General features: G+C 56.0%; 15 protein-coding genes, 1 tRNA gene and 1 pseudogene. 6 read left to right on the top strand and 11 right to left on the bottom strand.

Features of this window, described 5'->3' with window-relative positions; all coding sequences use genetic code 11:
* Positions 1-5: 5 nt before the first annotated feature.
* The 5 genes from AVO44_RS04140 to AVO44_RS04120 form a co-directional block, all read right to left on the bottom strand.
* Positions 6-1,136 (bottom strand): murein hydrolase activator EnvC family protein, encoded by a 1,131-nt coding sequence (locus tag AVO44_RS04140; protein WP_068333006.1) that lies wholly within the window; start codon positions 1,134-1,136, stop codon positions 6-8.
* Positions 1,133-2,650, bottom strand: a complete 1,518-nt coding sequence (gene gpmI, locus AVO44_RS04135) for a 2,3-bisphosphoglycerate-independent phosphoglycerate mutase (protein WP_068333002.1) — start codon at positions 2,648-2,650, stop codon at positions 1,133-1,135. The genes AVO44_RS04140 and gpmI overlap by 4 nt, the downstream gene beginning before the upstream one ends.
* An 87-nt stretch (positions 2,651-2,737) precedes the next feature.
* Complete coding sequence (locus AVO44_RS04130; protein ID WP_082677379.1) at positions 2,738-4,426, bottom strand: sulfatase-like hydrolase/transferase; 1,689 nt, start codon at positions 4,424-4,426, stop codon at positions 2,738-2,740.
* 70 nt (positions 4,427-4,496) lie between these two features.
* Positions 4,497-4,733 carry a (Na+)-NQR maturation NqrM gene (nqrM, locus tag AVO44_RS04125; RefSeq protein WP_068333000.1) on the bottom strand — a complete coding sequence of 79 codons (237 nt, stop codon included), beginning with the start codon at positions 4,731-4,733 and terminating at the stop codon, positions 4,497-4,499.
* Positions 4,734-4,748: 15 nt separating this feature from the next.
* Positions 4,749-5,774 (bottom strand): FAD:protein FMN transferase, encoded by a 1,026-nt coding sequence (locus AVO44_RS04120; protein WP_068332997.1) that lies wholly within the window; start codon positions 5,772-5,774, stop codon positions 4,749-4,751.
* A gap of 373 nt (positions 5,775-6,147) precedes the next feature.
* Between AVO44_RS04120 and AVO44_RS04110 the strand changes: the two genes are divergently transcribed.
* Positions 6,148-6,672 (top strand): CBS domain-containing protein, encoded by a 525-nt coding sequence (locus tag AVO44_RS04110; protein ID WP_068332994.1) that lies wholly within the window; start codon positions 6,148-6,150, stop codon positions 6,670-6,672.
* A gap of 187 nt (positions 6,673-6,859) precedes the next feature.
* Positions 6,860-8,143, top strand: coding sequence for a Vi polysaccharide biosynthesis UDP-N-acetylglucosamine C-6 dehydrogenase TviB (gene tviB, locus AVO44_RS04105; RefSeq protein WP_068332990.1), 1,284 nt, complete (start codon positions 6,860-6,862; stop codon positions 8,141-8,143).
* A gap of 58 nt (positions 8,144-8,201) precedes the next feature.
* Here the strand turns inward: tviB and nqrF are convergent, their stop codons facing one another.
* The 6 genes from nqrF to AVO44_RS04075 are packed head-to-tail and all read right to left on the bottom strand — an operon-like array spanning position 8,202 to position 14,062.
* On the bottom strand, positions 8,202-9,425 hold the full coding sequence (gene nqrF, locus AVO44_RS04100; protein ID WP_068332987.1) for an NADH:ubiquinone reductase (Na(+)-transporting) subunit F: 1,224 nt from the start codon (positions 9,423-9,425) through the stop codon (positions 8,202-8,204).
* A gap of 10 nt (positions 9,426-9,435) precedes the next feature.
* Positions 9,436-10,044 carry an NADH:ubiquinone reductase (Na(+)-transporting) subunit E gene (gene nqrE, locus AVO44_RS04095; protein ID WP_058281554.1) on the bottom strand — a complete coding sequence of 203 codons (609 nt, stop codon included), beginning with the start codon at positions 10,042-10,044 and terminating at the stop codon, positions 9,436-9,438.
* The gene (locus AVO44_RS04090) at positions 10,044-10,697 is read right to left on the bottom strand and encodes an NADH:ubiquinone reductase (Na(+)-transporting) subunit D (RefSeq protein ID WP_068332984.1); all 654 of its coding nucleotides are present in this window, start codon (positions 10,695-10,697) and stop codon (positions 10,044-10,046) included. The genes nqrE and AVO44_RS04090 overlap by 1 nt, the downstream gene beginning before the upstream one ends.
* Complete coding sequence (locus AVO44_RS04085; RefSeq protein ID WP_068332981.1) at positions 10,697-11,512, bottom strand: Na(+)-translocating NADH-quinone reductase subunit C; 816 nt, start codon at positions 11,510-11,512, stop codon at positions 10,697-10,699. Before AVO44_RS04085 ends, AVO44_RS04090 begins: the two co-directional genes overlap by 1 nt.
* On the bottom strand, positions 11,505-12,713 hold the full coding sequence (locus AVO44_RS04080; RefSeq protein ID WP_068332978.1) for an NADH:ubiquinone reductase (Na(+)-transporting) subunit B: 1,209 nt from the start codon (positions 12,711-12,713) through the stop codon (positions 11,505-11,507). Before AVO44_RS04080 ends, AVO44_RS04085 begins: the two co-directional genes overlap by 8 nt.
* Positions 12,714-12,718: 5 nt before the next feature.
* The gene (locus AVO44_RS04075; protein ID WP_068332975.1) at positions 12,719-14,062 is read right to left on the bottom strand and encodes a Na(+)-translocating NADH-quinone reductase subunit A; all 1,344 of its coding nucleotides are present in this window, start codon (positions 14,060-14,062) and stop codon (positions 12,719-12,721) included.
* 287 nt (positions 14,063-14,349) lie between these two features.
* On the opposite strand from AVO44_RS04075, the gene AVO44_RS04070 reads away from it, so the two are divergent.
* From AVO44_RS04070 to AVO44_RS04060, 4 genes and pseudogenes are all read left to right on the top strand, one after another.
* Positions 14,350-15,465, top strand: a complete 1,116-nt coding sequence (locus tag AVO44_RS04070) for a THUMP domain-containing class I SAM-dependent RNA methyltransferase (protein ID WP_068332972.1) — start codon at positions 14,350-14,352, stop codon at positions 15,463-15,465.
* A gap of 114 nt (positions 15,466-15,579) precedes the next feature.
* A tRNA-Pro gene (locus tag AVO44_RS04065) sits at positions 15,580-15,656 on the top strand.
* A gap of 272 nt (positions 15,657-15,928) precedes the next feature.
* Positions 15,929-16,311: pseudogene (locus AVO44_RS21520) on the top strand (transposase); the annotation flags it as partial.
* 598 nt (positions 16,312-16,909) lie between these two features.
* The gene (locus tag AVO44_RS04060) at positions 16,910-18,703 is read left to right on the top strand and encodes a PHA/PHB synthase family protein (RefSeq protein WP_068332969.1); all 1,794 of its coding nucleotides are present in this window, start codon (positions 16,910-16,912) and stop codon (positions 18,701-18,703) included.
* The last annotated feature ends 11 nt before the right edge of the window (positions 18,704-18,714 follow it).

The following is an 18,714-nucleotide window of genomic DNA, read 5'->3' as shown; positions in this document are numbered from 1 at the left end:
TGTTCTTATCCATCCTTGCCGGTCCGAAACCAAGATTCCGGGTCCACGGGGCTGTTGTCTTGTCTTACCTCTATATAGAGCGTTTCTGACCGATCAGTTCCAGTGCCATCACCGCTTGTTGACAAAATAGCGCCGATTCCCGGAGTTTCACCCGGCATTAATCCAACAGGCGTACCTTCGGGAATGACTTGCCCTATGTTTCCATATACCTCTTGGAGCCCCGAAAACACGAATAAAAGCCCGGGTTGAGGTTCAAGGATGACCAGATTCCCAAGATCCAGCAGTGGACCGCGATACCGGATCGTGGCTGCCGTGGGCGATGTAACAATCGCGCGTGGCCGGGTACCCAGCACCATTCCGGGACGTTTGACACCCGCTGCATCGGTTTCGCCGGCGCGATGAAGCAGGATACCCTGTGCAGGCAGGGCGATCTTGCCTTTGCGGCTGGACACATCCGCATTCGTTGCCGCGATTTCCCCGTTGGCAATTTCTGTCAGACCGCGCGCGAAACCGTCCAGCGTTTCTGTTGACGAGATCAGGATCGCCGTACGCACCGGGTCTTCGACAAACCGTACCGGCAGGTCGGTTCGATCAGCAATGGCGGTGCTGAGTTGAGTGCGGGCGGATTGAACGCCAGTCAAGCCTTCGGTCAGGGTTTCCGCAGCACTTTGCTGAAGCTGCCTGAGGGTCTGAACCTCTTGCAGGTCATGGGCCAGTGCCTGTGCATGGGCGTTCAGGCCGGGCGTGACCTCGGATAGCATCATGCCGGCCCTGGCTGTGCCAAGCGGACCAGATGGGTGCAACATCAAAACGGATGGCGCGGTCGTTTCTATGGTTTGCAACACGCCCAGAAGCTGCGCGATTTCATCTTCGCGGCTGCGCAATTCTGCGTTTAACTGCGCCTCGCGCGTCGCGGCGCGGCGCAACCCTTCGCGCATGGCGGCCAGACCGGCCTCGTAGGCTTGGATTGTTTCTGTCAGAGCGCGCACCCGATCACGGGCGTTTTCGGCATTGTTTAGCGCGATCGAGGCCTCTTCCAGCATCTGCACCGCATCAAGGGCGGCTTTGGACGGGTCAGTCTGGGCCTCGACGGGCAATGCGAACAACGCGGCAAACAGAAACGCGCGCAGGGTCATGAGAGCAGGCTCTTGCCCGTCATTTCAGGCGGTTGTTCCAGTCCCATCAATTGTAACAAGGTAGGGGCAAGATCGGACAAACGCCCGTCGCGCAACACGGCACCCTCGGGCCCTCCGACCAAAACCACAGGTACGGGGTTCAGTGTATGCGCGGTATGCGGCCCGCCACTTTCAGGGTCTACCATCACCTCACAATTGCCATGGTCGGCGGTGACGATCATTGCGCCCCCAACCTTTTTAAGCGCAGCCATGACCTGCGCCAGCCCTTGATCCACAGCCTCACAAGCCTTGATTGCGGCTTGTAAATCTCCGGTATGGCCAACCATATCCGGGTTGGCATAGTTTGTGACGATCAGATCATACCCGGCCTCAATCGCCTCAACAAATTTGTCCGTTACTTCGACCGAGGACATCTCGGGCTGTAGATCGTAAGTTGCAACGTTCGGGGATTTCGGCATGTAGCGATCTTCGCCCGTCTCGGGCGTTTCCTTGCCGCCGTTCAGGAAGAACGTGACATGCGGGTATTTTTCGGTCTCGGCCAGACGGAACTGGCGCAATCCCTGTTTGGCAACCCATTCGCCCAGCGTATTGACGATGTCCCGTTTGGGAAACACGGTGGTCATGTACGCGTTGTGCCCATCCGAGTATTCCACCATTCCAATCAATGCCGACAACTGTGGGCGGGGACCAGTATCAAATTCGGCGAAACTGGGCTCGCCAATCGCGCGCAGAATTTCACGTGCGCGGTCAGCCCGGAAGTTAAGACAGAAAAACCCGTCGCCATCCGCGACACCGTCAAAGCCATCCAGAACCGTGGGTTCGATAAACTCATCGGTTTCCGACTTGTTGTAGGCCTGTTCGATTGCCTCCTTTGCAGATGAAGCGGCTCGGCCCTTGCCGTCGATCATCGCCTTGTAGGCTTTAGCTACACGCTCCCACCGATTGTCACGGTCCATTGCAAAATAGCGCCCGCAGACCGTTACGATCTGCGCGCCTGAGGGCAGACGGTCTTCAAGCTCGGCCACAAAGCTCAAGGCCGACTTTGGGGCCACATCGCGGCCATCGGTCACCGCATGAAGCGCGACAGGCACACCCGCGTCGGTAATCGCTTTGGTCGCAGCAACGATGTGGTTCAGATGTCCATGCACACCGCCATCCGATACCAAGCCCATCATGTGGGTAGTCCCGCCAGAGGCTTTCACGCGGGCAATGAAATCCTGCAAAGCATCATTTTCAAAAAATGTGCCATCTTCGATTGCCAGGTCGATCTGACCCAGATCCATTGCGACAACACGCCCTGCGCCAATATTTGTATGGCCGACCTCGGAGTTGCCCATCTGTCCGCTAGGCAAGCCAACATCTGGTCCGTGGGTGATCAGAGTGGCATGCGGCCCGTTGGCCATCATTGCATCAAAAGTGGGCGTATTGGCCAGGTAAGGCGCGTTGGCCTTGGTTTCGTTTGACAGTCCCCAACCATCAAGAATGCAAAGGACGACAGGTTTCGGGACGGTCATTTTGAACTCCGGGTTTCTGCTCTTGGACGGTCTTTTATCGCCTGACCCACGGCGGGTGAACCGCCTTTCGGCCTCGTGATGCCAGATTTAATGACGGGAAGGCTTATCCTTGCCGATGTAGTCGGCAAAAGGCCGGGCTTTCCGTCCCCGGTATTTTACCGTCAGCTCAAGCGGGGCATCGTTTTCGTCATATACACCGACTACTACACCCCTACCCCGACTTTTGGTCCGCATCTCGATCAATTGCTGTTCCGAACGTGTCGTGCGCTGCGACGGGCGTCGGGCCCATGCAAAGAGGTGGTCGTACATTCGGGCGATGACGTCAGCATGCGTGTCACTCTCCCCCAGATCATGCAATTCGTCCGGGTCGTTTTCCAGGTCGAACAGCAGGGGGCGGTGGTCGCCTTCACAATGGATCAGCTTCCAACGCGTGTCGGCAACCATGAACATCACCGCATCCCGTACCGAGGCATTCAGCGCATCGGCAATGGGTGAGGCGGAATAGTCATACTCGCAGATCACCACCTCGCGGGGTGTCTCATCCTTGTGCCCATGCAATATCGGCAACAGGGAATGCCCTTCGAGAATGTGCGAGGCCACCTCACCCCCGGCTACCTCGACAAAGGTCGGAGCGAGGTCGATGGATTCGACCAGCGCGTCACTGACTGAGCCTCGGGTTGCGTCGGATTCAGGTGACGGATCGTAGATAATCAGCGGAACCTTGGTCGAGGCGTCGTGGAAAAACGTTTTCTCGCCCATCCAGTGATCCCCAAGAAAATCACCATGATCCGAGGTCAGCACGATCATCGTATCTTTCATGCGTCCGGTTTCTTCCATCCAGTCAAACAGACGTCCCATTTGGTCGTCGGCCTGTTTGATCAGACCCATATAGGCGGGGATCACCGCCTCGCGCACATCCTGACGTGAAAATGCCTGCCCGACTTTTGTTTCCATAAACGCACGCAGTACCGGGTGGGCGTTCTGGCGCTCAGCCTCGGATCGCACGACAGGCAACACATGCTCTGGTCCATACATTGAGGCATAAGGTTCTGGCACGATGTAGGGCCAATGCGGCTTAATAAAGCTCAGGTGGCAGCACCATGGGCCTTCATGGCTTTCCATGAACTCAATACCACGACCGGTCAGATATGGGGTTTCGCTGTCTTCTTCGGCAATATTTGCGGCTTCGTGCGCGTTTTTCAGAAACCATCCGGATAGCACGTTCCCGTCCGCGTCCAATCCAGAATTGGCGAAGTCGTGCCAGGGATTGTCACTTTCATACCCCTTCTCGGTCAGGTATTTGTTGTATTCCTTCGCTCCGTCCGGGTCATAAAATCCGTCTGGACCTTCTGGGCGCATACCATCGTCGCGTTCAAAGACGTCAAACCCGCACTCCGCCACACGAGCGCCGATCAGACTGTCGGGCTCCAGACCCAACCGCGCCATCCCTTCGGCATCGGCGCGCATGTGGGTTTTACCGACCAACCAACATCCCATTCCAGCCTTGCGCAGGTGATCGCCCATCGTCATCTCACCCACTTTCAGGGGGATACCGTTCCAGGATGCACCATGCGAATGCACGTAGCGCCCGGTATAGGTCGACATGCGTGAACTGCCGCAAATCGGGGACTGGATATAAGCCCGGTTAAACCGCACACCGCGCGCGGCAAGGCGGTCAATGTTGGGGGTGTGCAGATGTGGGTGACCATAGCAACTCAGGTAATCCCATCGTAGCTGGTCGAACATGATAAACAGGATGTTTTTGGCTTTGGCCAAGGTTACGCCCCCGATATTGTCAGGGATCTAGTTAGCCAATTCCGGGCGATCAGCGAAGCATATTCTGCACTCAGGCCTGACGCTCCATCTGTTCCAGCATCTTTTTGGCGCGCTTGCACTGCAGCTGATCGCGCAGTGGGCTGTCGGGGTCAACGTCCTTGTGGCACACCAAACACTTGTCCGCACCCGAGATCGCATTGAGGCCGCCACAACTGCCTTTGATGGTTTTGCCCATCAGCATGACACCCAGCGACATGCCCACCATCACCAGGGCCAGCAAGACAAAGGCCAGAATAAAGGTACTCATTGTGATTCCTACCGATCAGTTGGGTTCAAGTGCATCTTTGAACGCGGTGCTTTGTACTGTGATATACGCATCTTCGCCGCCTGTCACATCCCTAGAGATGAAGTACACGGCAAGTTTATGCTCCTCGGCCAGTTCCAAACCCTTTTCCTGCCCCAAGGCCAGCATTGCGGTCGCCCAGGCATCTGCCATCATCGCGTTTTCGGCCAAAACAGTGACAGAGGTTGTACGGTGCGTGATTGGACGCCCGGTTGTCGGGTCGATGATATGCGAATAGCGCACACCATCCTGTTCAAAGAAATTCTTGTAGTCACCGGAGCTTGCCATGCCGCGATCGCTTACCGATACGATCAATTGCGGCGACTGTGCACCGACTTGCGGTTTTTCGATACCGATCCGCCAAGCTTCACCCTGATCATTCTGGCCGCTTGTGACCAGATCGCCGCCGATCTCAACCAGATAGTCCTCGATACCCGCCGCGCGCAGCGTTTCAGCCACCGCGTCAATACCATAGCCTTTGGCAATGGCGGACAGGTTGATACCGACATCGGGATCGGATTTCGCAAGCGTTTCTGACTCAGTATCGAGGGTCAGCAAACGGTTCTGTCCCACACTGTTCAGTGCTGACCTAATCTCGGCATCCGAAGGCACCGGGTCTTCGGGCGTGCGCGGCCCAAAGCCCCACAGTTCGATCAGCGGGCCTAGCGTAACATCGAATGCGCCGCCGGTCTTTTCGTGAACGGCATTCGCGGCGGCCATGACATATGCGAATTCGGCAGAGACTGGCATAGGGTCCGTGCTGGTCGCGGCTGAGAAGGTTGAGACTTCGGAGTTCGGATCCCAGTTGGACATTTTGGCGTTGACCTCCGCCAACGTCTCTTCGACAGCGGCGGCCAACGCGTCCTGATCCAAATCCTCGCCGATTGCCGTGATGTTGAAGGTTGTTCCCATCGTCTCGCCCGACAGTCGAACCACCTCTGGCTCTGTGTCGAACAGGCAGCCGGACAGAACTGTGCAAAGGGCCAGAACAGGCGCAATACGCATGGGGCGGTCTCCTGAAAATCGGTGTCCGGCATATGCCAGCCACCCCGGCCAGAGTCAAACCGACATCACAGCTTCAGAGGCAAAAAGCCCAGCACCAATAGGCCGATCCCGGCAGGAAGACCGAACAGCCACGCCCGTTTTCGCCACCCCGTCGGCTGTTGTTTCCACAACATGCGGAAATTGTGGCCACAGACAACCACTAGGAAAAAAATGAGGGCAGCCACAGGTGGGGTGAGATACAAATCGTTCAAAGGCTTATGCCTCCTGTTCAGGTCCGGGATTCTGCCTATCAACGCAATTGCACCCTATACAGGTCGTTTAGCTGCGCTAAGGTGAAAGGGAAAGGCATTGCAAGACCAAAAGGAGATTGCCTATGGCTCCAAGCTCTTACCAGGCTCCGATGCGCGGCGACAAGGAAGACAAGACCACGTACAGCCAATCGACGGAGTCAAACCTGTCGCACTCACAAACGCCTGTGGCAAAACTGCTGGAAGGCAAAGGCGACGCAGTGTTTTCGGTGCGGCCCAACGAAACGATCCATTCCGTGGTCAACACGCTTAAAGAAAAACGTATCGGTGCAGTTCTGGTGACTGATCAGAACGGTGCCCTGCACGGTATTCTGTCCGAACGTGACATCGTCCGACGGATGGCGGATACGCCCGGCCAGACCTTGCCGCAAGCGGTCGAAGACCTGATGACGCGCGAGGTAAAGACTTGCACGCCGGACGACCTGTTGAACGATGTTCTGAAAACCATGACAGAAGGCCGCTTTCGTCACATGCCGGTCCTGCGTGATGGCAATCTATGCGGTGTGATTACCATTGGCGACGTTGTTCATTTCCGCCTGAAAGAGTTGGAATACGAAGCCCTTCGCATGAAGCAGATGATCGTTGGATAAGTGGTTTCGCAGAAAACACCCTTGACCTTGCCCTTGCGACAGTATCCCTGAGGCGTCAAAGGCTGCAGTGAGGTCGAGGGATGCTAATAATGTGCTCCGGTAACAGGCACCAAGTGATCAATTGGGTTCAATCCGACGAAGCTTTCGCACGCCAAAAAGGTGCGGGCAAATTGTCCACGGTGCTTTGATGATTGAGTCCGATCCAAACGCGCGTCGTATTGCGGTGATTGGCCTTGGCTATGTTGGCCTGCCGTTGGCGGTGGCTTTCGGCAAGGTTGGCCCAGTGTTGGGCTATGATATCAACGTAAACCGGATCGATGCCCTGCGCGCTGGTCTCGATGCAACGCAAGAGGTCGAGCCCGAGGATTTTGCAGCAGCCTCCGGATTGGTGTTCACCGCTCATTTGAACGATCTGGCGGACTGCGATACCTACATCATAACGGTGCCTACCCCGATCACCGTGGGCAAGCAGCCTGATCTGTCCCTTCTGCTCCGCGCCTCCGAAATGGTGGGTGGTTTACTGAAACCCGGCGATCTGGTGATCTATGAATCCACAGTCTATCCCGGAGCGACTGAAGATGACTGCGTGCCCGTGCTGGAACATGTCTCCGGGCTGACATTCAATTCCGATTTCTTTGCCGGATACAGTCCCGAGCGTATCAATCCCGGTGACAAGACGCACCGAATTTCCGATATCTGCAAGGTTACATCCGGCTCGACTCCCGAAGTGGCTGATCTGGTAGATGCGCTTTATGCTCGTATAATCTCGTCCGGTACTCACAAAGCTGAAAGCATACGTGTGGCCGAAGCGGCCAAGGTCATTGAAAATACGCAACGCGACCTGAATATCGCTTTGGTCAATGAACTTGCGATGATTTTTGGGCGGATGGATATCGACACCGAAGCCGTGTTGCGGGCGGCTGGCACCAAGTGGAACTTTCTACCCTTCCGCCCCGGTTTGGTGGGCGGGCACTGCATAGGTGTTGACCCCTATTACCTTACCCATAAGGCCGAAGCCGTTGGACATCATCCCCAGATCATTCTGGCGGGTCGGCGACTGAATGACAGTATGGGTGGCTATGTCGTGTCGCAACTGGTCAAGCGGATGACACGCAGCGGAATAAACGTGGGTGCTGCACGGGTTCTGGTACTCGGCCTGACCTTCAAGGAAAACTGTCCCGACCTGCGCAACACGCGCGTCGTGGACATTATAACCGAGCTTCAAAGCTACGGGGTGACAGTCGACGTGCATGACCCGCATGCCGATCCTGCGGCGGCGCAATCCGAGTATGGGCTGTCCCTGATCCAGCAGCCGGAGAACGGAACATATGACGGTGTGGTTCTGGCCGTCGCACATCAGGAATACCGAACGCTCGACCCTGCGCAGTTCCGCGCCTTTGGCAAACCCAAAAGCGTGGTCTTTGACGTCAAATCCTGCCTACCGCGCGAGGCCAGCGATCTTAGGCTTTAGACTAGGCGTTGTTGCCTCAAATGAAAACCGGCGCCTGATGCGCCGGTTTTTTTCCGCCTTACCCACCGAAGTCGTCGAGCATGATGTCTTCGCGGTCCACGCCCAGATCAAGCAGCATGTTAATAACCGATTGGTTCATGATCGGCGGGCCACACATGTAAAACTCGCAATCCTCTGGTGCGGGGTGGTTCTTAAGGTATTCTTCGTACAGGACGTTATGGATGAAGCCGGTATAGCCTTTCCAATCGTCCTCGGGCTGCGCATCCGACAGCGCTACATGCCATTCGAAATTGTCGAACTCTTCGGCCAGCTGGTCGAAATCCTCGACAAAGAACATTTCTTTCTTAGACCTGGCACCGTACCAAAAGCTGATCTTTCGATCGCGGTTTTCCAGACGCTTAAGTTGGTCGAAGATGTGGCTGCGCATCGGAGCCATACCAGCGCCGCCGCCGATGAAAACCATTTCTTTCTGGGTGTCGCGGGCAAAGAATTCGCCAAACGGACCCGAGATCGTGACCTTGTCGCCCGGCTTGAGATTAAAGATGTACGACGACATCTGCCCCGGGGGGATACCTTCGGAGCCCGGAGGAGGTGAGGCAACCCGGACGTTCAGCATGATCATGCCCTTCTCATCCGGATAGTTGGCCATCGAATAAGCGCGTTCGATTGGCTCGCTTACAACGGACTCGTACTGCCAGAGATTAAAGCGATCCCAGTCTTCGCGGTATTCTTCTTCGACGTCGAAATCGGTGTATTTCAACTGGTGTGCTGGCGCTTCGATCTGAATATAGCCACCAGCGCGGAAGTCCACATCCTCACCTTCCGGCAGGTCCAGCGTCAGCGCCTTGATGAACGTGGCCACGTTCTCGTTGGAACGAACGGTGCACTCCCACTTTTTGACGCCGAAGACTTCTTCGGGAACTTCGATATCCATATCCTGCTTGACTGCGACCTGACAGGATAGGCGGTCTCCGCAGGCGGCTTCACGCTTGGTGATATGGCTTTCCTCGGTCGGCAGGATTGATCCGCCACCGGAATGTACCCGCACGCGGCATTGTGCGCAGGTCCCACCGCCGCCACAGGCGGACGGCACGAACAGCTTCTCGGCTGCCAGCGTTTGCAGCAACTTGCCGCCCGCCGGGACTGAGATGGTTTTTTCTCCGTTGATCGTGATGTTCACGTCACCGGTCGAGACAAGCTTGGATCGGGCTGCCAGAATAACCGTTACCAGCGCAATAACGATCAGAGTGAAAAGGACAACGCCAAGGCTAAAGGTTTCCATCGACGCCTCCTTACAGTTTCACGCCCGAGAAGGACATGAAGGCCATCGCCATCAGACCTGCGGTGATAAACGTGATGCCCAAGCCCTGCAAACCGTCTGGAATATCAGAATACTTCAGCTTTTCACGCACACCCGCCATGGCGGTGATCGCCAGTGCCCAACCAAAGCCCGAAGACAGACCATAAGTCGTAGCCTCGGCAAAGTTGTAGTCTCGTTCCACCATGAACAACGAGCCACCCAGGATGGCGCAGTTCACCGTGATCAGAGGCAGGAAGATCCCCAGTGCGTTGTAGAGAGGCGGGAAGTACTTATCCAGGATCATCTCCAGAATCTGCACCATCGCCGCGATCACGCCGATATACGAAATCAAGCCAAGGAAGGTCAGGTCCACATCCGGAAACCCCGCCCAGGCCAGCGCGCCCGGTTTCAGCAGATAGGTAAGCAGCAGGTTGTTGGTCGGCACGGTGATCGCCTGAACCAGCATCACAGAAATACCCAGCCCCAGCGCGGTTGAAATCTTTTTCGATACGGCGATGAAAGTACACATCCCCAGGAAAAAGCTAAGCGCAAGGTTTTCGACAAAGATGGCCTTTACAGCCAGTGAGATCAGACCTTCCATCAGTGGGCCTCTACCTGCTGAATTTTATATTCGCGTTCTTCTACCTGTTTAGGTTTCCATGTGCGGAAGGCCCAAATGATCAGACCGATGATGAAGAACGCCGATGGGGGCAGCAGCAGCATGCCGTTGGGCACGTACCAGCCGCCATTGTTGACCGTTTCCAGGATGGTGACACCGAACAGCGACCCAGCGCCGAACAGCTCACGAATGAACCCAACCAGCAACAGGATCAGGCCATAGCCCATACCGTTGCCAGCACCGTCGATGAAAGATGCGACCGGCGGGTTTTTCATGGCGAACGCCTCGGCGCGCCCCATAACGATACAGTTGGTAATGATCAGGCCAACGAAAACCGACAGGGTTTTCGAAATCTCGAAGGCATAGGCTTTTAGGATCTGATCGACCAAAATCACCAGCGAGGCGATGATCACCATCTGAACGATGATCCGGATGGAACCCGGAATCTGATTGCGCAGGCACGAGATGAAGAAGGACGAGAACGACGTCACGAAAATCACCGCAAGTGCCATTACGATGGACACTTGGAGCGACGACGTCACCGCCAGCGCCGAACAGATGCCTAGTACTTGCAGTGTGATCGGATTGTTGTCGACAAGCGGGTCGACCAGCATTTCTTTCTTGGTCTGGGACATCAGAACTCTCCTGCTTGCAATTTGGCCAGGAAGGGGCCGTAGCCCTCATCACCCATCCAGAATTTCACAAGGTTGTCGACACCAACCGAAGTCAGCGTCGCGCCGGCCAGCGCATCGACATAATATTCAGGGCCAGCAGCCGGTTGCGACTTGGCGACCGAGATCTGCAAATCTCCTTCGTCATCGCGCAGCTTTTTACCATTCCACAACGCTTTCCAGCGTGGGTTGTCGACCTCGGCCCCCAGGCCCGGCGTCTCACCGTGCTGATAGAATTGCAGACCGAAGATATCGTTGCCGTTGTTTTCCAGTGCGATAAAGCCATAGAGTGTCGACCACAGGCCATAACCATGCAGCGGCAAGATCACCTTGTTCAAGTCACCAGACTCATCGCGCAGCAGATAGACCACGCGGTACTTGGACTTGCGGCCAATGCCTGCCGGATCATTTTCCAATGCCATGCTCAGCTCTGGGTCACTGGCGGCGGCCAGATCGTCAAAGGTGGCCGGATCAAATTTGTCATCGACAAACTCACCGGTCGCCAGTTCCAGCACATGCGGCTCGAATGCGGCGAAGGCTTCGGATACGTCGATGCCGGGCTCGTACACGCCGGCGACCTGCAGCACGTTAACCTGTTTGTCTTTCAGGCGGTTCGCTTCCTGCACTGGACGCAGGCTGACCGCTGCCGAGGATACAACCATCGACGCAACAAGACAGACGGCGACGGCGATGAAAATCGTTTTACCAACCGAATCCGGCGAGGCCGCCAGAAACCTTGCGATCGCGCCCTTGGGTTCGTGGGGTTGCGTATCAGACATGGCGGCGCGCCCTCCGTTTAATGTTGGCCTGAACCACGAAATAGTCGATGAGCGGAGCGAAGACGTTGCCAAACAGAATGGCCAGCATCATGCCTTCAGGGAAAGCCGGGTTGATGACGCGGATCATCACGACCATGATGCCGATCAGCGCGCCATAGATATAGCGGCCCATGTTGGTGTGACTGGCCGAGACCGGCTCGGTCACCATGAATGCCAACCCAAACGCGTAGCCACCGACCACAAGGTGCCAGTACCACGGCATTGCGAACATCGGGTTTGTATCCGAACCGATAAGGTTCAGCAGAAGCGTAAAGCCAATGGTGCCTGCCAGACACCCAACGATCAGGCGGTAATTGGCGATACGCGTCATTAGCAGAAAGCCCAGTCCAATCAGGCAGGCCAGTGCCGACGTCTCGCCAAAACTGCCCTGCATCAAGCCAAAAAACGCGTTCCACCAGGTCAGACCCTCGGTAGCCAGAGACTGATATCCCTGGGACGCTGACACCGACAGTGCAGTCGCGCCAGAAAACCCATCCACGGGGGTCCAGACCGTGTCGCCTGACATATTCGCCGGGTAGGCAAAGTACAGAAAGGCCCGACCCACCAAAGCGGGGTTGAGAAAGTTCTTGCCTGTCCCGCCGAACACCTCTTTGCCGATCACAACACCAAAGATGATGCCTAACGCGACTTGCCAGAGCGGCGCACTGGCCGGCATGATCAGTGTATAAAGCATTGAAGTAACGAGGAAACCTTCGTTTACCTCATGCCCGCGCACGGTTGCGAAGATCACCTCAAAAATACCGCCTGCAACAAGGGTCACGATGTAGATCGGAAGGAAGTACATCAAGCCGTGCATGACGTTGGCAAAGACGTTACCGGGATCCAGCGGGATACCGAACGCTTGCAGGATCGCAATCCGCCAACCCGTCGCCGAATCCGGACCAAGTGCCACAATCGCGGCATTGGACTGATAACCGGTATTGTACATCCCCCACAGGATGCAGGGGATCGTCGCGATCACGACATAGGTCATGATCCGCTTCATATCGATGTATGACCGCGCATGAGGCGCGACCGTGGTCACGGTTTTCGGAGTGTAAATGAAGCTTTCGACCATCTCGTAGATGGGAAAATACTTCTCGTATCTGCCGCCCTTGGTGAAGTTCGGCTCGATCCGATCAAAGAAGTTGCGCAAACCCATTTGGATCAGCCCTCCTTTTCGATTTTTGTCAGGCAGTCGCGCAGCGCCAGCCCGTATTCATATTTTGCCGGGCACGCAAAGCCGACAAGACCCAAATCTTCTTCGTCCAGTTCCAACGCACCGAGTGCCTGGGCGCTGTCGGTATCCATGACCAGCAGCGCGCGCAGCAACTGCGTCGGCAGATAGTCCTGCGGCATCAGCCGCTCGAACGTACCGGTTGGAACCATGGCCCGTCGACCACCGTTCAGATTGCTGGTCAGGTTGAAAAGCTTTTGCGAGAAGGCCGAACCCAGAACCGGCTGAACCGAGAATTTCGACGGCATTGGGCGAATCCAACCCATCGGGATCTGATCGTGATCCTCGCGGATGATGCAGATTTGACGCGCAAAGCGACCCAGAAAAGCCGTCGGACCTTCGGCCTGCGTTCCGGACAGGATCGAGCCCGAGATGATCCGAGGTGTCCCATCGAGGTTGATTTCGTGAGACGTCAGGTCATCCGTCGAAGCACCCATCGCGGTTCGGATCAAGCGCGGTTGCCGCGCGCCCGGACCGCTTAGCGCAATCACGATGTTTGGATCCAGGTGCCCGGTCAACATCAAACGGCCAATGGCGATCACATCCTGAAAGCCAATGGTCCAGACCTTTTTGTCGCCGGTCAGCGGTTCGAGGAAATGAATATGCGTTCCAGCCAACCCCGAGGGATGCGGACCAGAGAAAGACGCCGCCTCAACCCCAGGAACATCTGCGCCCGGAACGTTGTCACCCTCCTTGTGGCAAAGATAGGTTTTGCCCTCGGTCAGTTTGGTGATTGCGCCAAGACCGGTCGTAAAGGCCTCTTCCGCGTCCGAGATAACCACGGCCGCGTCGGCGGCCAGCGGCTCGCTATCCATGGCGGTTACGAAAATCGCTGCCGGTTTGCTGCCCGGCTCGGGCATTTTCGAATAGGGCCGTGTGCGGAACGACGTCCACAGACCCGCCGCACACAATTTCTCGGTAACATCTTCAGCACTGTCCGAATTACCCACACCCGAGAAATCAAGCCCTGCATCATTGGGGTCTGATACCTCGATCACAACGCTCTGCAGGACACGGCGTGCGCCACGGTTAACTGCCACGACCTTACCACTCATCGGGGCGACCATCATCGCCTCTGGCGCGTCCTTGTGGCAGAACAACGGCGTACCTCGCTGTACCGTCTCGCCCTCCTGCACAAGCATGCGGGGCTTTAGACCCATGTAGTCGCCACCCAAGACGCCAACGGTCGTGAATTCCGGTCCCGGATGAATGGTTTGGTCAGGCGCACCCAGCACCGGTAACTCCAACCCTTTTTTCAGTTTGAAAGTTTGCATGTCGCTACGGTCTTCCAAGCCTCTTTATCTGCGCCAGCTTTGCCGACACCTTGTTAGGGTCAGACAATAACGCGGGTCTTCTGCACAGTCGCCGTAAAAACGCCGAAAGGTGTCTGTGATCCGCGGGCGTAATCCTGATTGTGGCCCCTTTACGCGGGGATTATGCCGAAAGCAAACCTGTTACCGCCAAAATCGAACATTCCGTGTCAATTTCCTTAAATACCTTATATGTTGTCACAAAAAAATTGCATGTCGCGCCCGGGTTGCTTCCGGTGTAAGCACGTCCAATGGACGAAAAGCACGATCTTGAATATTTTCTGGTGGCAACCCCCGGGCTTGAAGCTCCTTTGCTTGCTGAGGCGGTCGAAAAGGGATTCGCGGGTGCGAAACGCGTTCCGGGTGGAATAACGTGCCACGGTGACTGGCCAGAGGTCTGGCGCGCCAATCTGTGTCTTCGCGGGGTCAACAAGGTTCTGGTACGAATAGCCAGTTTTCCCGCAGTGCACCTGGCCCAGCTGGACAAACGGGCACGTAAGGTCCCTTGGTCTGATTTCTTGCGGCCCGACATACCGGTGAAGGTTGAAGCCACAAGTCGAAAGTCACGCATCTACCACGCCGGGGCTGCACGTCAGAGGATCGAGACGGCGATCTCGGAAACATTGGGGGCACCAATTTCACCCGAGGCAGGTCTGCGTGTGTTGCTGCGTATTGAAAAGGACATCTGCACCCTCTCGATCGATACCTCTGGCGAGCCTTTGCACAAGCGTGGTCACAAGCTGGCTGTGGCAAAGGCACCAATGCGCGAAACAATGGCAGCAATGTTTCTGCGTGAATGTGGCTTTGACGGGTCCGAGCCTGTTTTGGACCCGATGTGCGGTTCAGGCACGTTCGTAATAGAAGCAGCCGAGATGGCGATGGGGCTGAACCCCGGTCGGTCACGCCATTTTGCGTTCGAAGATCTGCGTGGATTCGACGCACAACGATGGGCTGAGATGCGAGACGGCAGTCCTCAAGCGCAGATTGACGCGGTATTTGTTGGATCAGACCGCAACGCCGGAGCCATTGAAGCGGCCAAAGCCAATGCCGAACACGCTGGGGTAGCTGCAAACACCCGGTTTTTCTGCCGATCTGTCAGCGACATCAAGCCACCACCGGGTCAGGCGGGGCTTGTCATCGTCAACCCGCCCTACGGTGCAAGGATAGGAGACGAAAAACGTCTGCGCTCGCTTTATGGCAGTTTTGGCAAGGTTTTACTCTCGCGTTTCACAGGATGGAGGGTGGGCATTGTAACCAGCAGTCAATCTTTGGCGCGCGCTACACGCCTGCCCTTGCTGCCCGCAGGTCCAATTGTCGATCATGGCGGTACTAAAATCCGGCTGTATCGAACTGATCCTTTACCGTGACGGCTCGCCAAACGACAGGCTTCGCGGACTGACGGACCTACAAGAATTCCTGTCTCAGCCCTCAGAATCCCTCTTGCACATCAAAACACCCAGGTATAGATCACCCGCCACGGTCGGAGTGTAGCTCAGCCTGGTAGAGCACTGTCTTCGGGAGGCAGGGGTCGGAGGTTCGAATCCTCTCACTCCGACCAATAAAATCAACTAGTTAAATGCGAATGAACTGCGCCATTGCCGCAGCACACCCGGATTTTGTCCAGATTATTCTGTTTTTGAGGTCTGGTTTCCGCCGAAAAGTGAAAGAAAAACCGCTGAGGGGGCGGCCACCCACCTCAACGGCAATGCAAATTTATCTGCTCGAACAGATCGAAGTACCATGAAAGCAGCTATCTTGCGTTGATGAAAGTGTACCCTTTTGATCGAGCGGAAGCTTTGGTCGAGATGTATCCCGACAGCAGCATGGGAGCGAAAAAAGAGGCGTGGACGCCTGATAGGCCAAACCAAGGGCGGTATAAATTCCAAATTGTACGCTGTGTGCGATAGCCGGGGGCGGCTTTTCAGTCTGTTCGTCACCGCTGGCTAGGTCAGTGACTATATTGGGGCACGGGCATTGCTGAGCAGTCTGCCGGATTTCGACTGGCTGCTTGGGGACCGCGGCCATGATGTCGATCGGTTCAGAGATGCCCTGAAAGACAAGGGTGTACGCGCTGGCATGTCAGGCCGAAAAAGCGAAGGAACCCTTTCCGATACGACAAACGCTGATACACGCGGCGCGTTGCGATCCCCTATAATCGCTGTTCCAAGGTCTTCCCGACAGCATTCTCACTCGCAGCAAACGTCATTTATTAGTCACGATTCCTGACCCTTCTGACTCTCCACTTTGCTCGGCAGTTCCCATTAGCCGCCTTGGTAGAGGTAGCTGACGGGGCCGTGTATGGCGTCTGAGCTTTGTGAGTTTGACCACGTTTGTTAGCGAGCCAGCACCGTCTCTCTTCATCATCTCCAACGGTTGCATGTGGCCGCAAGGGACCATAAATCGGGCAAACGGAAGATCACGTTTCCATGGGTGAGATGAAAGCGGCGCCATGCGCCTGGTATTCGCAAGGCGGCGGACTCTAAGGCGGTTTTGACGGCGGCAGTCTCAGTACCGATGCGCCACTTTTGTAATACTCTGCAGATCAACACAGAACCGTTGGCCACAAGACGCCAGGTCGTCCGCTGTGTGCCTTGTTTCCGGTCCATTCCATGACCGCTTAAGGCGCTTTCACGGGTAATTGACATGGGTCAGTTCACCAGCGAGAATTTGTTGGCACACTCCCGTCACATGTCTTCATCCAAAGCCAGAGAATCGTGCTTTACGACGAAAACCACGCAGGCAGCGGATTATTGTACCGGTCGCAGTTCATAAATTTGTGTCACCGCGCAAGACCCAGAACGGAGAAACCCGATGACTGAATTGCCTCCAGGCAAACCGATTGCTGAAGACAAGACGACCCGGGCGGCGCCTGATCCGGGCACCGGGGGCCACCCGTATGAGAAACTTGACCGCGCAATGCGTGCGGCAATGGCGCGTGCCACAGCAGGGGTTTCCCCGCATTCGATCATGGCCACTTGGATGGATTGGGCCCTTCATCTCAGCCGGTCGCCGGGACGTCAGTTCGAACTGGTGGAACATGCTGCAAAGAATACGGCCAAGCTCTCGGAATATGCCAGCAAATTGGCAGCAGGATCAAAACCCACCCCACCCTTTGAAACCCGAACACAAGACCACCGCTTCAGCGACAAAGGCTGGCAGAAAGCCCCATTCTCGCTGTGGCAACAAGCTTTTCTGAGCACGCAGGACTGGTGGCAGGCTGCGACGGACAGCATGCCAGGTATCGCGCCCCGCGACGCAGAACGTGCGCAGTTTCAGGTTCGGCAAGCCCTTGATTTAGTGTCCCCGTCGAATTTCCCGTGGTCAAATCCTGAAATCATTAGGCGTACCATGCAAACGGGCGGTCGCAATCTGATCGAAGGCAGCGCGCATTTCCTAGAAGATTTTACGCACGCCGTGACGCAAAAGCACGACCTTCCGCCGAAAGGATACGAGCTTGGCACAGATCTTGCTGCAACCCCCGGAAAGGTCGTCTACCGCAATGCTTTGTTCGAGTTGATTCAATACGCACCTACCACCAACAGCGTACAGGCCGAGCCAATTCTGTTCGTACCCGCCTGGATCATGAAATATTACGTGCTTGATTTGTCGACGGAAAACTCGATGGTTAGCTATCTTGTTGATCAGGGGTTCACGGTTTTTATGATTTCGTGGATAAACCCTACGGCTGATCAGGCCGATCTGAGCCTAGAGGATTACCGCCTGAACGGCGTCATGGCGGCGATTGATGCCATTTCAAAATTCGTTCCGGGTCAAAAGATTCACATCAATGGATACTGTCTTGGCGGCACCCTTTTGGCGATTGCCGCTGCCGTTATGCAACGCGACGGAGATGACAGGCTGGCCAGCATCACCCTTATGGCCGCGCAAGTCGATTTTGCCGAAGCAGGTGAGTTGTTGCTTTTCATCGACGACAGTCAAGTTGCGTTTGTCGAAGATCTTATGTGGCTGCAGGGCTGTCTGGATCGACCGCAAATGGCGCGCACGTTTACGACCATCCGTGCCGAAGACCTGATCTACGCCCGCGCGGTGCGGCGTTATTTTCTGGGCGAGGCGGACTTACCGACGGATCTGACGGTTTGGAACAACGACACTACACGCATGCCTGCGCGAATGCATTCGGAATACTTGCGGGGTCTGTTTCTGGAAAACCGCCTGAGCGCCGGGCGGTTTGCCGTTGAAGGTCGCGTTGTCGCGCTGAAGGACATTCGCGTTCCCATGTTCGTGGTGGGTACAGAATCCGACCATATTGCGCCGTGGCGGTCGGTCTACAAAATCAGGCTGTTTACGGATGGGGACCTGACATTTGTGCTGACCAATGGCGGCCACAACGGCGGTATCCTGAGCGAGCCGGGCCACAAGAATCGGCACTATCGGCAAGATCACAGGGCGGCTGATGCGCTGTACATATCTCCTGATGAATGGTTTGAAAATGCCAAGGTGCGGCAGGGTTCGTGGTGGCCCGCTATGGCTGATTGGTTGAAACTCCACTCAACGGGTGAGGCCAAACCTCCGCTCATGGGCGGGGAACGGCGAAGCGCCAACAAACTGCCTGATGCGCCCGGCAGCTACGTGCACCAAACCTGAAAGCGGCGCTA

The sequence above is a fragment of the Ruegeria profundi genome, assembly GCF_001507545.1.
Classification (GTDB): domain Bacteria; phylum Pseudomonadota; class Alphaproteobacteria; order Rhodobacterales; family Rhodobacteraceae; genus Ruegeria; species Ruegeria profundi.
Note: the sequence above shows the minus strand (reverse complement) of the source record. Positions and strands in the feature narration are given on the sequence as shown.